Source organism: Microcoleus sp. w2-18bC1 (assembly GCF_036700365.1).
Taxonomy (GTDB): domain Bacteria; phylum Cyanobacteriota; class Cyanobacteriia; order Cyanobacteriales; family Microcoleaceae; genus Microcoleus.
Map to the genome: position 1 here is coordinate 5634 of NZ_JAUBOS010000048.1, position 15110 is coordinate 20743.

13 protein-coding genes are annotated in these 15110 nt (G+C 43.7%); 2 read left to right on the forward strand and 11 right to left on the reverse strand.

From position 1 onward, the window contains the following. The 3 genes from QT979_RS20880 to QT979_RS20890 all read right to left on the reverse strand — a co-directional run. Nucleotides 1–3916, reverse strand: a 3916-nt coding sequence (locus QT979_RS20880; protein ID WP_333311568.1) for an nSTAND1 domain-containing NTPase, incomplete at its 3' end; no start/stop codon positions are given. A 4-nt stretch (nt 3917–3920) separates the two neighbouring features. Continuing rightward, nucleotides 3921–5300, reverse strand: coding sequence for a P-loop NTPase fold protein (locus QT979_RS20885; protein ID WP_333311569.1), 1380 nt, complete (start codon nt 5298–5300; stop codon nt 3921–3923). Between the two features lie 131 nt (nt 5301–5431). Then, a complete protein-coding gene (locus QT979_RS20890) occupies nt 5432–6622 on the reverse strand; it encodes a M20 family metallopeptidase (RefSeq protein ID WP_333311570.1) in 1191 nt (396 codons plus the stop codon). 432 nt (nt 6623–7054) lie between these two features. Here QT979_RS20890 and QT979_RS20895 point away from each other — a divergent pair, with 432 nt between their 5' ends. Continuing rightward, complete coding sequence (locus tag QT979_RS20895; protein ID WP_333311571.1) at nt 7055–8533, forward strand: glycosyltransferase 87 family protein; 1479 nt, start codon at nt 7055–7057, stop codon at nt 8531–8533. An 87-nt stretch (nt 8534–8620) separates the two neighbouring features. Here QT979_RS20895 and QT979_RS20900 read toward each other — a convergent pair whose 3' ends face one another. Next, nucleotides 8621–8833, reverse strand: a complete 213-nt coding sequence (locus QT979_RS20900) for a ribbon-helix-helix domain-containing protein (RefSeq protein WP_172189296.1) — start codon at nt 8831–8833, stop codon at nt 8621–8623. Nucleotides 8834–8911: 78 nt separating this feature from the next. After that, nucleotides 8912–9118: a ribbon-helix-helix domain-containing protein gene (locus QT979_RS20905; RefSeq protein WP_083888202.1), complete on the reverse strand. Its 207-nt coding sequence runs from the start codon at nt 9116–9118 to the stop codon at nt 8912–8914. Between the two features lie 167 nt (nt 9119–9285). Here QT979_RS20905 and QT979_RS20910 point away from each other — a divergent pair, with 167 nt between their 5' ends. Further along, the gene (locus tag QT979_RS20910; protein ID WP_242719202.1) at nt 9286–9519 is read left to right on the forward strand and encodes a hypothetical protein; all 234 of its coding nucleotides are present in this window, start codon (nt 9286–9288) and stop codon (nt 9517–9519) included. Nucleotides 9520–9562: 43 nt separating this feature from the next. Here the strand turns inward: QT979_RS20910 and QT979_RS20915 are convergent, their stop codons facing one another. The 6 genes from QT979_RS20915 to QT979_RS20940 all read right to left on the reverse strand — a co-directional run bounded on the left by QT979_RS20915 (nt 9563) and on the right by QT979_RS20940 (nt 15026). Continuing rightward, the gene (locus tag QT979_RS20915; RefSeq protein WP_333311572.1) at nt 9563–10333 is read right to left on the reverse strand and encodes a DUF3226 domain-containing protein; all 771 of its coding nucleotides are present in this window, start codon (nt 10331–10333) and stop codon (nt 9563–9565) included. Then, nucleotides 10330–11427, reverse strand: a complete 1098-nt coding sequence (locus QT979_RS20920) for an AAA family ATPase (protein ID WP_333311573.1) — start codon at nt 11425–11427, stop codon at nt 10330–10332. The genes QT979_RS20915 and QT979_RS20920 overlap by 4 nt, the downstream gene beginning before the upstream one ends. Nucleotides 11428–11616: 189 nt before the next feature. After that, complete coding sequence (locus QT979_RS20925; RefSeq protein WP_333216895.1) at nt 11617–12027, reverse strand: putative toxin-antitoxin system toxin component, PIN family; 411 nt, start codon at nt 12025–12027, stop codon at nt 11617–11619. Continuing rightward, on the reverse strand, nt 12017–12244 hold the full coding sequence (locus tag QT979_RS20930) for a hypothetical protein (RefSeq protein ID WP_333216892.1): 228 nt from the start codon (nt 12242–12244) through the stop codon (nt 12017–12019). The genes QT979_RS20925 and QT979_RS20930 overlap by 11 nt, the downstream gene beginning before the upstream one ends. Before the next feature lie 178 nt (nt 12245–12422). Next, complete coding sequence (gene aspS, locus QT979_RS20935) at nt 12423–14210, reverse strand: aspartate--tRNA ligase (RefSeq protein WP_333311574.1); 1788 nt, start codon at nt 14208–14210, stop codon at nt 12423–12425. A 228-nt stretch (nt 14211–14438) separates the two neighbouring features. After that, nucleotides 14439–15026, reverse strand: a complete 588-nt coding sequence (locus tag QT979_RS20940; protein WP_333311575.1) for a hypothetical protein — start codon at nt 15024–15026, stop codon at nt 14439–14441. Between the last annotated feature and the right edge of the window lie 84 nt (nt 15027–15110).

The following is a 15110-nucleotide window of genomic DNA, read 5'->3' on the forward strand; positions in this document are numbered from 1 at the left end:
TAGCAATGTATTTGCCGTCGGGACTAAAACTGACACTCGATACCGAATCTTGATGTCCTTTAAATTCTTGTATCAGCTTGCCTTTTAAATCCCACAACCGGGCTGTATAGTCCCCTGATGCCGTAGCGATGTATTTGCCGTCGTGACTAAAACTGACACTCAATACAAAAGTTTGATGTCCTTTAAATTCTTGGATCAGGTTGCCTGTTAAATCCCACAACCGGGCTGTTTTGTCAAATGATGCCGTAGCGATATATTTGCCGTCGTGACTAAAACTGACACTTGTTACCGAACTTTGATGTCCTTTAAATTCTTCTATCAACTTACCTGTTAAATCCCACAACCTTGCTGTTTTGTCCCCTGATGCCGTAGCAATGTATTTGCCGTCGGGACTAAAACTGACACTCGATACCGAATCTTGATGTCCTTTAAATTCTTGTATCAGCTTGCCTTTTAAATCCCACAACCGGGCTGTATAGTCCCCTGATGCCGTAGCGATGTATTTGCCGTCAGGACTAAAACTGACACTATTTACCCCCCCCTGATGTCCTTTAAATTCTTGGATAAACTTACCTGTTAAATCCCACAACCTTGCTGTTTTGTCTGCTGATGCCGTAGCGATGTATTTGCCGTCGGGACTAAAACTGACACTCCTTACCGAATCTTGATGTCCTTTAAATTCTTGTATCAACTTGCCTGTTACATCCCACAACCTTGCTGTTTTGTCTGCTGATGCCGTAGCGATGTATTTGCCGTCGGGACTAAAACTGACACTCGATACCCAACGTTGATGTCCTTTAAATTCTTGTATCAACTTGCCTGTTACATCCCACAACCGGGCTGTATTGTCCCATGATGCCGTAGCGATGTATTTGCCATCGGGACTAAAACTGACACTCCATACCAAACGTTGATGTCCTTTAAACCGATTTTGTTCTCGGATGTTGTCGAGAATCTGGTTGAGGGCAATCTGGGGAGTAGATATCGGGTAATCTGCAAGGGATCGAACATTGTTCACTGTAGCTTTGAGCTGTTTCCCAGTATTTACGGCTGAGATTAAAGCATCTATTGGGTTATTGCCAGATTCAAACAGTCTCAAAGCATCACTTGCAGCGCGCTCTAATTTTGTCAATTTCTGTGCCTTGTCCACTTGCTGCCACGCTACTGCCATTACAGTTGCAGCTAAAACTAGGCTAATACTCAATACCGCTGTACCAATACCAATTCGTCTCTGGGCTTTTTGCTGTGATTCTACGGACAACTGTTCTGCTTTTTTTCTTGCCTCTGCTAATATCTGATTTTCAGCTTCAGTCTGCTTGAGTTTTTCGCGTAATTCTAGTAATTCCGCACCGCGCTGTTTGCGGATAAAAGGCACTAAATAATCGTGGACAAGTTGGTAACGTTCAATCGGAGTTGCTGGCACTTCTAACACCAATCCCGATTTAACGACAATCTCTAAAACTAACTCTAATCTTTTTGACTCATTTCCTAAATCTGCTTCTAATTCAGCCAGAGTTTTCTGAGGACGAGTGTTGTTTTCATCCGTCAGCAAGTACAAGACAAGTTCGGCAATATCTTTATTCTCCTGGCCGCAGTCGGCGATAACTTCTGCTAAAAATTCCTCAACCAGTTTGAGCTTGGCCTGACTGCCAAGTTGCTGATATTCACTCAGTCGAGTAATCTGCCTTTTTTCCAGTTGCATTCCCACGACTTGAAGTTCGATCGGCCGTACTTCTCCCACTTCACCTGCTAAATCTGCTACCAGTGCGTTTGTCAAATCATCGTCCAAGTAAAATTGAGATCCTTTGGTTAATGTTTGAACAATAGCTTTCGCCTCTGAAATTGAGAAATTTCCCAAGTAATAGCAGATTTTTTTCGTGAGAATGTCGTTATCAATTATTGATAAATTGGTGGCGCGATTGAACTCTAACAAGTAGAAAAGATAATCTTCCCGCAGCGACAGGATAATTTTGAGGTCGCTAATCTGATTTAAACATTCAGCCAGAAAATCATATAACTCTCGCCTACCATTGGGATCTAGATAAGCAAAGAAAAATTCCTCAAACTGGTCAAAGATTAATACAGTTAATAAATTACGGTCTTGATTCAGTCGCAACTGTTTTAAAATAGCTGTTGGGGTGTCGATCGCCTCTGACAAATTCACAGCTTTTAATTGTTCAATTCCTGCTTTCAAAGACTCACCGCAATCCCTCACCCAATCATGATATGATTGCAATAAAATAGGCAATATGTCCCGCGCTTCAAAAGTGGTCAGTTGCAGTGCCGGAACTAACCATGCCTGAATTATCGAACTTTTTCCTACCCCAGATTGCCCGTGAACAATCGTCAGCTTGCAAGCAGGTGTACGTATCCGTTTACTGAGCTCTTTAATATCGCGCGATCGCCCGGAAGCTGCTTCAATTTCCTCAACAATTTTAGCTTTTGACTTACCGGATTCTAAACCGATGTCAATTATTTGTTGCGGCGACTGCAAGCGGCTGGCACCAATAAAAGCTTGCAACCCATATTTGCTTTTAACTGCTTGTTGTTCGAGTTTGATATCAAAGGCTTTTAAATATTCGCCTTGCTCAAAATACAGAGTTCTCAACTCTTCTAAAATCCTCACATAAAGCTGCACATCATCTTGAGGCTGGGTAATTAGTTTCGCTTGTGTTAAAGTTTCTATAATCTCAAGAGGGGAAAAAACTGACTGACTCCCCCCCTTAGCAAGGGCGGGCTGGGGGGGGTTAACTGTCCAACAGGGGATAAGATTTCGCTGTCCTTTTGCCAAAAGTAGCAGATACAAACCAGTCTCTTTTTTATTTATTCCTGCTTGTTCCAAAACCGACAATGCTAATTTAGCCGATTCGCAAGCTTTTTCCCACTGAGATTGTTGCAGCGCCACCTCAGCCAAAAAGCCGTAATCTTCAGTTACTTGGTTCACAGTGCCGTAATTTACGTGAATTTTTAATGCTTTTTTAGCTAAATTTTCCAACTCTTCCCAAGCTTGTAAAAGTCGCAGCACTTCGCAGAGTTGGCTAATACATTTCGCAGCTAAATCATGTCGCTGCACTTGCTCAAAAATCTCCAGAGATTGCTGTAAATACTTTCTAGCTTCTTGCCAATAACCTTGATTTCCTGCCCGGTGCAATTCAGCTTTGCGGTTGTAAGCTTGAGCAATTTTCTGGCAGACAATTCCTTGTCTTTCTAAGTGGCGATTTTGCTGCCAAAATGTCAAACTTTGCTGATAATGTTCGAGTGCTAAATCTATTTGATTTTTCTTAACTTCAACTAAACCGCGAATAAATTGCCAACTAGCTTGCAATTCCGGGCCTAATTCTGCATTTAGCAGGTCATTCTCCAATAACTCAATTTCACAGTCATCTAACTTGAAATTCTCAACATCAGCAAAAGCCTGGTCTGCTTTTTGTCGCAAAAAAATCCTCAAATCATCGGGCGACATCGTAAACTGAATTAGAGGAGGAGCCCAAGACTTCAAATCATTCGCCGATCGACTGAATTTAGACAGTACGGAATCCGTAACCCATAATATTAAAGGAAAAGCAAAATCTTGCTTGAATTGATCTCGCGCTCTATTCGCCCCAGCTAGCAGGTCATCAAGAGCAACCACCGATTCGATACCGACAATTATTAAAGCTTTCGGCGGTTCCTCTTGGACGGCATTGAGAATGGTTTGATGAAGTATTTTAGTAGCAGGTTCAAGGACTAATTCTTGATATTCAACTGTCGAGCGATGGCGCAGCTTTTCCAGCATTGCAGAACGCAAGCTAGCATAATTGCAACGCACTATAGTTAAAGAAAACTTTCCTTGAAAGCGGGCGATAGTCCGTACCAATGTAGAGAGCGATCGCTCATTTTCTGCTGCAAGATCTTCGGCTAGATTTGAGTTTACCATAATTTCAATAATTTTGCTGCTGCCACAGCTTAAATTTGTCAGTTTCCATCAACAGCGGATTCAACGCAAACCAATTTCCTTGAGTGTCTACATATTCAAAAACCCACAGGTTTCGCAGCAAATCTTGGTATTCTTTATCTCCATTAATGCTTTGTTCTTTTACCACCTTAAACAGTAATTCCCACTCATCATTATCAATACCATTCCTCAGAGTGTCGCGGGAACTGCGAATCACTGATTTCAACACATTTTGCGAAATAGGAGGGTCTTCTTGCTGCAAGCAACCAAACAGCATCCCCATCAAATTTCGCAGATGACCTCCGCTGACTCGGCACAATTCATCTAAAGTTTCAGGACTGTCAAAAACTTCGGTAATTAATGTGATGTGTTCCTCGCTTGACACATCAGGGAAAGCCCGCGACATCACCATGCGCCGCAGCAAATTCATCCCCTCAACACATTCGCTGCCGTTTCTATTCTTTACTGGTACCATCGGCAAAACTTTCGGGTCAACTCCGCCCCCCAAGCGATTTTTTAATATTTCACTTTCATTGCCAAAAATCAATCCCAGCGGCAGGGTATAAACTAAATGGCAATTCAGTTGCCGCAACTGATCGCCTCGGTCAATAAAAATATATTCTGGCAACAGTCGCCCCGCTGCATTGGGTCGAGAAACTATCCGGTCTAAGTTGTCAACAATCACCACCAATCCTTTTTTACCGCGCTGCTTTAGCTGATTAATTGCTACATCAATAATTTCTTGATTAATCAGTTCTAACATTTTATTCGCTTGCGGTTCCATGTACTGTCTCAGTTTAGATCGCAAGTCGGGATTGCTTTTAGTTTTGGCAGTAATTTTGGCAATACCTAAAGGCAGAGAAACTTCCAGATTTCCGTCTGTATTGCCCCTATATTTGCTGCCAAAAAGTTCTCCTTCAGCTTCTAAAGTCACAGGGGTTTGTAAAAAATTCCAACTATTTTTTAAGAATTCTTTAAAACCCTGGGGCTGCAAGGAAATTTTGCCCTCTTCCAAGCTTTGGGTGACTCGCCGGGCGATCGCTAACATGATATCCGTCAAATCGAGATCCATTTCATCGAGGTCTTGTGTTGACTCGAGGTAAACTACATGAAACCCCTCATCTGTCAACTCTTTTTGCAGTCGCGACAATTCAGTAGACTTGCCGCAACCAATATGTCCGCTAAATAATTGGCAAGTCCGTTTATCTGATGACGAACGGGTAATTGTCCGTTTGAATACGTTAATAATTTTTCCGCCACGCACCTCAGAAAAATCAATGTAATACCGCAGATCTTCGGCATTGCCTAATTTTAGGGACTCACTGGGGTTGCAGGCATTCCAGAATTTATCGAAATCTAGATTCATAAAATTTTATAAATTAGTTTTTGTAGTTATTGTAGGGTGGGTCAGGGCTGAATGTTTTTACAAGAGACTAAACATTTTTCCGGGTAAGCACCCTACGGTTAGTTAGCTGACCACCCATACGTCCAAGACTATTAGTGTGAACCTGGATGCTGTTTCCAATATTGGTAGGCGGCATAGGCTAAGGTGACAGCGCCGGTCACGATCGCACTTTCATCAACCTCAAATTGCGGGTGATGGAGGGGATAGTTAGGTTTGTCAGTCAGTCCCACTCCTAAGCGAAACATGGTTCCCGGTGCGTGTTCTAAGTACATCGAAAAATCTTCCGCGCCGAGGGATGGTTCTGGTAAAATTTGGACGCGCGATCGACCTAAAGCTTCTAAAGCCGCACTTTCGACTAATTGCGTGAGTTTGGGGTCGTTTTGGACTCCGGGCACGCCGCGCTTGTAGGTGAGTTCGTACTTAGCGCCGTAAGTCGCGCAAACGCTAGAAACAATTTGTTCGATCCAAGCCGGCAGGTTTTCGTGGGTTTCCGGATGCAGCGATCGCACAGTTCCCAGTAATTTTACTCGATCGGCAATCACGTTCGGCGCTCGTCCGCCGTTAATTTGCCCGATCGTCAAAACCAGCGGCCTTAAAGGATTTTGCGTGCGGCTAATTGCCTGCTGCAAAGTGGTAATTATCTGAGAAGCAATCCAAATTGCGTCGATCGCCTCGTGGGGACGCGCACCGTGCCCGGATTCGCCCATCACAATCAATTCTATGTCATCGGCCGCCGCCGTCAGGGCCCCGTGCCGGATACCGATGCAACCGCCGGGAATTGTCGGGAAAACGTGCACTCCGAGGATGCCGTCAACATCTTGCATTGCCCCATCTTTAATCATCCATTGAGCACCTTGGGCAATCTCTTCCGCCGGCTGAAACAAGAAGCGGACGTGACCGGGCAATTTTTCCTCTAGCTGAGACAAGATCATGGCTGCGCCCAAACCGACGGTGGTGTGGATGTCGTGGCCGCAGGCGTGCATCACTCCCTCGTTGCGGGAGGCAAATTCTAAGTTTGTGCGTTCTTGAATCGGCAAAGCGTCCATATCGGTGCGAATTGCCAGCCAGCGGGACTCGCTGCTGTTGCCTTTGAGTTCGCCGAGCACTCCTGTTTTGCCGATTCCTTCGATCGCGCGGACTCCGCTGGATGCGAGAACTCCGGCTACGTAGGCTGCGGTTTGATATTCTTGGCCACTAAGTTCGGGGTGGGAGTGGATGTGGCGGCGAATTTCGATTAAGCGGGGTGCTAGGGTGGCGGCTAATTCTTTGATGCGGGGAAGCATGAATTTAGTTGGGGAGTGCGGTACAAGCTGTAGTCAACTAGGGTAACGCATATGTTTGGGGGTGAACAGGGTTATAAGGCGCAAAAGTGCGATCGGGCTTTTAGATGGCAATGCTATTTCGTTTGGGAATAAGATTTTTTTTTGTAACCGCAGAGGGCGCAGAGGACGCAGAGAAAAGAGAGAAAAGAGAGTTAGGTTGAAACCAGGAATAAACGTCTAGATTCTAGGTTCAAAGGCTGAGTTTTAGTTGATAATATCATGTCCGGTCGAGCAACCGCGTTTTTTGTCGGGGCGGGTTCACCAACAATACCTGCCAATAATTGACCATCTCAAAAACCCGCCCCGACCGGGATATTATGGTTAATCGATCGGACCTGATATAATTTCTGGTTGTGATCTCATCAAATAGTAAATTTATTAAAATTATTTCCTATGATTAGCTTGGGATTATGGAATGTAATAATTCTAATTACAGTCGCTTTGTTTCTCAAATTTAATTGGCGATTAGATAGCGAAAAAACAGCATGGCAAGATTCTTTGTTTTTAAAACATCCTTCGATCCACAGGTTGACTCAGTTTTTTCGTCAACCTATCGTTAACTTTATTTTGCAAGCAGTTATTGTATTAGTTCTCACCCGATTTCTCAGTTATACCGGTTGGTTGGTTTACAATCTGACTACTCGGCCCGATCCGCCTTACTGGGATTTTAAGTGGTTTTATGTAGCGAGTAGATTAGCCCATCAGCATTTGAGTCCCTTTAATGTCGAGGTGTTTAACATCGGTTTCTGTAGCATCACAAAAGTGTGTGGGTCTATTCCATCTTTTGTTTATCCACCTAATATCATTCCTCCGCTGTGGTTTTTGGGCTATTTCCCGATGAAGACTGCATTCACAATCTGGACTTGGCTGCATCTTATTGCCACAGGTTTTGTTTTATGGGGAGCGCATATCTTGTTGGTGTCGCACTCACGAGCTTTTCGGACTATTTGTTGTATATCAGTTGCATTCCTCTACGGTTTTGTTTTCGATCTTCAAGTTGGCAATGTGGCAAGTTTTATTGCCGTTCTGCTGTTATGGATGTTTATTTATGCTAGAAAAAATCAGGATGTAATTGCCGGATTTTTATTAGGAATTGCCATTTTTAAACCAACCTTAGTTATATTGTTTATTCCTTATTTTTTAATCAAAAGACGGTTTCAGCTAGTTTTTATATCTCTAGTCACGGTAACTTTTTTGGCAGTTATAGGTCTAGCTGTAACGGGCAATTCCTTAACAGGATTTATACAGGATGCGACTCGTGGATTTCCACTCTGGCTCAATGATCCATCGAATAATGCTTATATTTCTATGAGTCGCCTTGATTTAAGGGTTATGGGGCCGAGATTTTTCCCTGATAGTCCCTTCGTGGCGAAGCTATTTTCTGACTTGATAATTCTGGTGCTAGTTGGTTTAGTGAGTTGGTATTTTTACAAAAAACAATCTCGCAATGCTTGGTCAAAAAAGGTTGACTTATCTGAAATGGTGCTAATTTCCACTTTGAGTATTGCTATCAATTATTCTCAGCCCACCAGTTCTGTGATGTTAGCACCGGCGGTGGTTTTTTTGCTGAATGATTTATGTTTTCACATTAAAAATTGTGCCTTCTCTAGGCAAAGAATGTCGGTTTGGTTATTGGCGGCGGGCTGTGTCATGGTGCAAACCGCTGTGATTCATGGCGGGCTGTTGGTGTTTCTAGGAAAGCGGTGGAACTGGAAGGGGGGGGAATTGCCTTATTTGTTTAAAGTAACTATTTTTTCACTACCGAGTTATGCGATTTTAGGCCTTACGTTAAGTGTTTTAGTCTTAGCAATTACATCCCTTGGTCAAAAACAGGTTCCTGAATTTGACCCTTTGGATCGGGTTTCGGGTTAGAGGAAAAACAAAACCCCACTCCAACACAAAATAAACGGCCCGACAGGTTGGCAGTTGAGAATGACCCATCAGCGTAGAGATCAAAGGTTAATTGCTGCTGGGTTCATCTTCTGTAGTCTTTTTAGCCAAGTAAGCATCTACAGCTTCAGAGACAATCCGACTTACGAGATTGCTGACTGTCCGGTCTTCTTTCTTGGCCCAATCTTCCAAGACGTTGTAGGCGTTTGGAGGAACGTAGCTGGTGACTCGTTTTAGGTTTTTTGCTGGCAAGTTAGGCAACTGGGAATTTACTTCATACATCGATCGTACTTTCTTTGTACGCCTCTTGCATAGTGACACACGGTGTGATAGCGATCGCGCGCAGTGGTAGTTGAGAGTTTAATCGTCTTTGGATTCATTAAACTTGCCTTCCTTCTGCGCTCTTTCGAGTCCTTCTTCCACCAAAAGTAATGCCATTTGGGAAATCGAACGACGCTCAATACTCGCCAGTTTTTCTAACTTCTCCTTGATTTCGGGTGGCGGGTAAAAGGCAACTCTGGGAGATTTTGCAGGACTCACATTGTTTGGGGGTAGCGTGTTCACCATGTCATTTTAGCTGACTGCAAATTTTTTAGAGCTTTTTTAAGCCAAGGTAGCACACCACAATCTAGTTTATGCTAGAGTAATCTAGACACCCAAAAACCAAACCCCCACCGCTCAGACTCACGATCGTTCGGTGGGGGCTTGAACTCCCATATTTAGGAGGAAACTCTATGATATCACCGCCAAAGTCGGTTCCCGAACTGCTCCGGGAAGAAATTCCTGACGTACCTCAAGGTAAGCAACCGATTCGTTTGCTGTTGTGTGGCGTTCCCAAAGCGGTAGACAGCATCGTTAATCTGTTGCACGTTTTAGGTTTTGCAGAAGTTGGGGAATGGAGCCCGCCTCTACCATCGCCGATAGCGGGTGAGGTAATTCGGATTTTAACCCGTTACTGGAAAGAGTAATCTGGGAGGGCGATCGTATGAATTGAAAAAGTGCGATCGTCCATTAACTCACTTCCAAAAGTTGGCTCAAAAACTCAATAAAATTTGCCAAAGCAGGAACCTGCTGTTGCGTCTGTTCGCTCACCCAATTATTATCAGCAATACTTGTTGTATTAGTCTTCCCCGGTTTGAGAACGCTGACAACAGTAGCAACTAAAGCTTTTTCTCTATCAAAATTTTTCCACTTTAAAGATTTTCTCTCTGACTCAGAAAACTCATTTAGATAAGAACTAGCTTTCTCCATGTACGCGGGATAAGCTATCTGTCCGCACTCACACAGCAAAGTATCCAACACACCGGGCGAAGCGTTATCTGGCAAAACATATACTCCTGTACGCGGGCTATTGGTATTTACAACACCAGGGCGATCGGGAAAATTAGGAAAATAACTTCGGAATTTCTTAGCATAGGGTTCGACAATGCGATCGGGAGTTGATTTGTCGCAATCAGCAACTATCCCGAAGGCTGCCAAGTTTCTCTGATACTCAGAATTTGTGAATAAAATGTCATCCAAATTAGTCACAAGATTGCTTCCTTCACCTGCATAAATTGCTACAGAGATAGTATCATTAAACAGAATAGAAGGCATATCAAGACGTTTATACAAATTTCCTTTTTTAGGATAAACAGGAATAAACTTGCGCCAGAAGTGGTCTAACTGAGACTCTAATCCTTTCAACTCTTCTCGAAAATCTTTGAAATCCAAAAGCTTGAGAACCTTGCCTGTAAATGCCTGATCGTGTGGCCCTTCTACTCCAATAATGGCGTATTTCACACGCGCACCTCCTGACCCAAATCCTCCCGCAATCTTTGCAATCTTTCCCGTTCAATTCTAACTGCTTTAGTTTGTGACTCCTGTTTCTCTAAACGATAAAGAACTAAATCCGTCTCCGTATCGCTAGCATCCAACATCGCATCAACTGTTTCTAAACTGTGAGTAGTTGCAAATAACTGAACATTCATTTGCTTGCACCACTGCACAATCCAGGCAAATGAACTGCGAAGTGCTTCAGTATGAATTGCTGTTTCTATCTCATCAATTAGCAAAACTCCACCTCTGACTTTTGTCAGCGTTAGAGCAATAAATAGCAAGCGACGTACTCCATCACCAAAAGAACTTAATGGTGAAATTCCCACTTGTTTGTGGTCAATATAGAGACTGCTACGATTGCCGCCATGCGAGAGAATCACTAAATCAATAATTCCTGAATCCATCACTTGCAATAGCTTAATCACTTCCGGCTTAAAACGCTGAAAAATAGCTTCTGACAGCAAGCCAACTTGTGACTGTTCTATGCGGTGAGAAAAAGGTGTCACAGTATCAACTGACAGCATTGCATCTGAGCGAATTCGCCGATTCGTTAAACGCTCATTTTCCCAAATTTCAAAAAATTCAGATAATTCATTTGGTAAATCCGATATAATAGCTTTGAGCTCTATTTCTGCACCTCGCAGAGTATTATCAAATCCAAGGTCGTCTGAGGATTGACTTTCGTCATCTTCCGATAATTCCACTCCCTCAAATTCTTGGTAAATTGCCCTCGACTCTCTCACTGAAAACTTACCATTACCAGAAACTCGAGTTTCCATTTGGTAAAAATCCAATTGTTCTTCTTCTTTATTTTGAGGAAACAGCCATTTTAGTGCCTCCAGTCTGGGCTTGCGAGAATATTTGATTTCTCGCCGCCACGATGTGTTCAGCCATTCCAGCGGATCTAAGGGGCGACAATAGGTTGATATCGCCTCTAAAACGCTGGTTTTACCTGAGTTATTCCCACCAACCAATATGTTGATTTGACCCAAGTCCTGCAAGGTTAAATCTCGCAGGCCTCGGAACCGATGAATGGTTAAATTGTCAAGGTGTTTCATAATTATCACTTGGGCTTATGACTTGGGCGTATAAGTCGATCGCACTTGCAACTCCTTCATCTGCTTCTCATCCACATCAGACGGCGCATTCGCCAATAAACAGCACGCTTGCTGCGTCTTCGGAAACGCAAGGACATCTATGATAATTATAGTGTTTTTAGTCTAAAAAAGTGCCATGTAATTATGGCATTAACTAAATCTCTCAATAAACATATCGGGAGTAACAATTTCGACTCCTTGAAAAGGAGTTAATACCAATAAATCCAAATCACCCGTAACAATTACATTTGCATTACCACTAACAGCCAACTCTAAAAACTTATTATCTTTTTCATCTCGACAAACAGTGATACTTTCTCTAATAGAAACTAATTGGGATGAACTGATAAATTTCAGTAAAAATACTTGCCGATCTTCCAAAGAAAGATACTTGTTAAACTTTTTACGATTTAAAACTTGCTCTAATTCATTTAAAGTCGTTTCAGAATATAAAATTATTCCTTTTGTTTCTGCCAACTCAATCGCCAGAAATGGGACTGAGGTTTTAAACAGTAAAGCACTGATTAAAACATTCGTATCAATGACAAATCTATTCGTCATTATTATCTGCTAAAATGTCTTGTAAAATTTCAGGCGTTAAGCCTCGCTGCATGGCTCGGTCGGAAATTTCTGCCATAACCTGCGTTAAAGTTTTATTGTGTAAATTTTCTCTAAAAAACAATTGAATAATCAAACTTAACTCTTGCTGAGTCTTAGGAGTAGCTTCTTCAAACGCTGTCTTAATATTTTCATCAACTTGAATCGTAATTATTGCCATAGCCGTTAAAAAAAGTGTTAATACGAAAACATTTTTTTTCTAACTCTATTTTATCACAAATCTTGCACCATTCTCAAGAACAGGCAAGATGCCTGTTCCACAACAGATGAATTTTCGCGGGGGGCACGCGAGTCCGCCCTGAAAGGATTATTGAGAATGGTCAAGGTATTCTACATACTTATGACTTGGGCGTATAAGTCGATCGCACTTGCAACTCCTTCAACTGCTTCTCATCCACCCCAGCCGGCGCATTCGTCAGCAAACAACCCGCCTGCTGCGTCTTCGGAAACGCAATCACATCGCGAATAGATTCCTCACCAGCCAACAGCATCACCAACCGATCCAAACCGTAAGCAATGCCTCCGTGGGGCGGAGTTCCATACTCAAACGCATCCAACAAAAAGCCAAACTTATTGTAAGCTTCCTCAGTCGATAAGCCGATCGCCTCAAACACCTTTTCCTGAACTTCCCGCTGATAAATCCGCAGAGAACCGCCGCCGATTTCTGTACCGTTTAACACCAAATCGTAAGCTTGAGCTCTCGCAGTTTTCAAATCATTAATATCGTCAGGATGCGGGGCAGTAAACGGGTGGTGCAATGCTTCCAAACGCTTCTCATCAGCGTTCCATTCAAACATCGGGAAATCTGTCACCCACAGCAGATTCATCTTGTCTTTGTCAATCAATCCCAATTCGTTACCGACGAACAAACGCAATCTATCCAAAGTCTTATTGACAGTTGTTGCGTCAGCCGCGGCAAATAACAACAAATGACCTGGTTGCGCGCCCGTGCGATCGAGCAATTCCTGTTTTTGTGCTTCCGTCAAATTATCCTTAATAGCGCCGATCGTATCAATTTCGCCGTTATCCCGCACCCGGATGTAAGCCAATCCCTTCGCACCCGCTTCGCTGGCTTCCTTAAACAAATCGCCGCCCGGTTTAATCCGCACGTTAGAAATCGCATCATTCCCGCCGGGAATCGGCAAAACTTTCACAATTCCGCCCGCAGCAACCGCCCCGGAAAATACCTTAAATCCCGAATCTTTCATCAAGTCGGAAACATCGACTAATTCCAAACCGAAGCGAGTATCCGGTTTGTCGCTACCATAGCGATCCATTGCTTCAGCGTAAGTCAATCGCGGAAAAGGACGAGGCAATTCTATGCCTTTGACACTTTGGAAAATCTGGGAGACTAAACCTTCGTTTAATTCGATAACTTCTTCTAAAGACATGAAACTCATTTCCATGTCTAATTGTGTGAATTCCGGCTGTCTGTCGGCGCGCAAATCTTCATCGCGGAAACAGCGGGCAATTTGATAATATCTGTCCAAACCGGAAACCATTAACAATTGTTTGAACAACTGCGGCGACTGCGGCAAAGCGTACCATTCGCCCAAATTGACGCGGCTGGGCACTAAATAATCTCTCGCACCTTCAGGAGTCGATCGCGTTAAAATCGGTGTTTCAACTTCAATAAAACCTCCCACATCTTCCAGGTGGCGGCGCATAGCTTTGACAACTTGGTGGCGAAGCTGCAAATTGCGACTCATACGATCGCGCCGCAAGTCCAAATAGCGATATTTCAGGCGCAAATCTTCCCGCACACTTTCATTTTCCGCCGTCGCCACCTGAAACGGTAACTGTTTGCGAACCGCATTCAACAACTCAATTTCGTCCGCGTAAATTTCCACCTCACCCGTAGGCAATTTCGGGTTGAGGGAATCTTCGGGGCGGTTGGTGACTCTACCCGTAATTTTAACCACGTATTCGCTGCGTAAAGCCTCAGCCCCGTGATAGGAATCGGGGGTGCGTTCAGGATCGCTGACAATTTGCACAATACCCGATCGATCGCGCACATCCAGAAAAATCACCCCGCCATGATCGCGGCGGCGATCCACCCAGCCGTAAAGGGTGACAGTCTCTCCGATGTGTTCGCTTCGCAGTTCGCCGCAGTAGTAACTTCTCATGGTTAGGGGTTATGGACTAAAAATAATGCTTTTTGATTATAGCGCTTAGTGTCAAAACCTTTTATGAACAGGCAAGATGCCTGTTCCACAAGAAAATTCAATCTTTGTGGAACAGGCATCTTGCCTGTTTTTTAAATATGAACAGGCAAGATGCCTGTTCCACAAGAAAATTCAATCTTTGTGGAACAGGCATCTTGCCTGTTTTTTAAAATGGTGTCATATCTGAGTTTAATCCTTCTTGTCAAAAAACGCCGTCAGCGCGTTCCATGCAGACTTAGCCGCATCCGTCAAGCGAGTGCCGATCGACTCAATTTGCTTCACAATAACGTGCCAATTCTTTTCAGCTTCCGTGTGAATGTGGTCAACAGCTTGTTCGATGCGATCGCGTTCGATCAATTTATTTTGTTCCACCGCTTCTCGCGCTTGTCGCACTGCTTTCAAATAAGCTTCGCGACTGACTTCGCCGGCATCTTGCACCTGCGCTTGCGCCCGCGTTTTAATCGCATCTACCACCAGCCAATTTTTCTCAGTTTCTTTTTTAATCAGCTTGACTGCTTCTGTGAATCTCTCGTGGGCGAGATCCTTATTTTCTTCGATCGCCCCCGATGCCTTATTGACAGCTTTTAAATAAGCTTCGCGGGTGAGTTCGCCCGCTGCTTGCACTTCGGCGGTGGCGCGTTTTTTAATTGCTTCAAACAGCGCCGCAGTTTCTGCGATCGCCTCATCAGTCGCGTCGGGCATCTCTTTTTTGACGAGCTCCGTCGTTTCGAGAGTTGCCTCTAAAATTGGTTCCTCGGTTACTTTTGGATCTGTCATATCAATCTTCTCCTCTGTTAGTAAACATTTTCAAAAAATCTCACAGTCCCTGGATGCAGACTTTGTAGGTGTAGCGCCAGAACG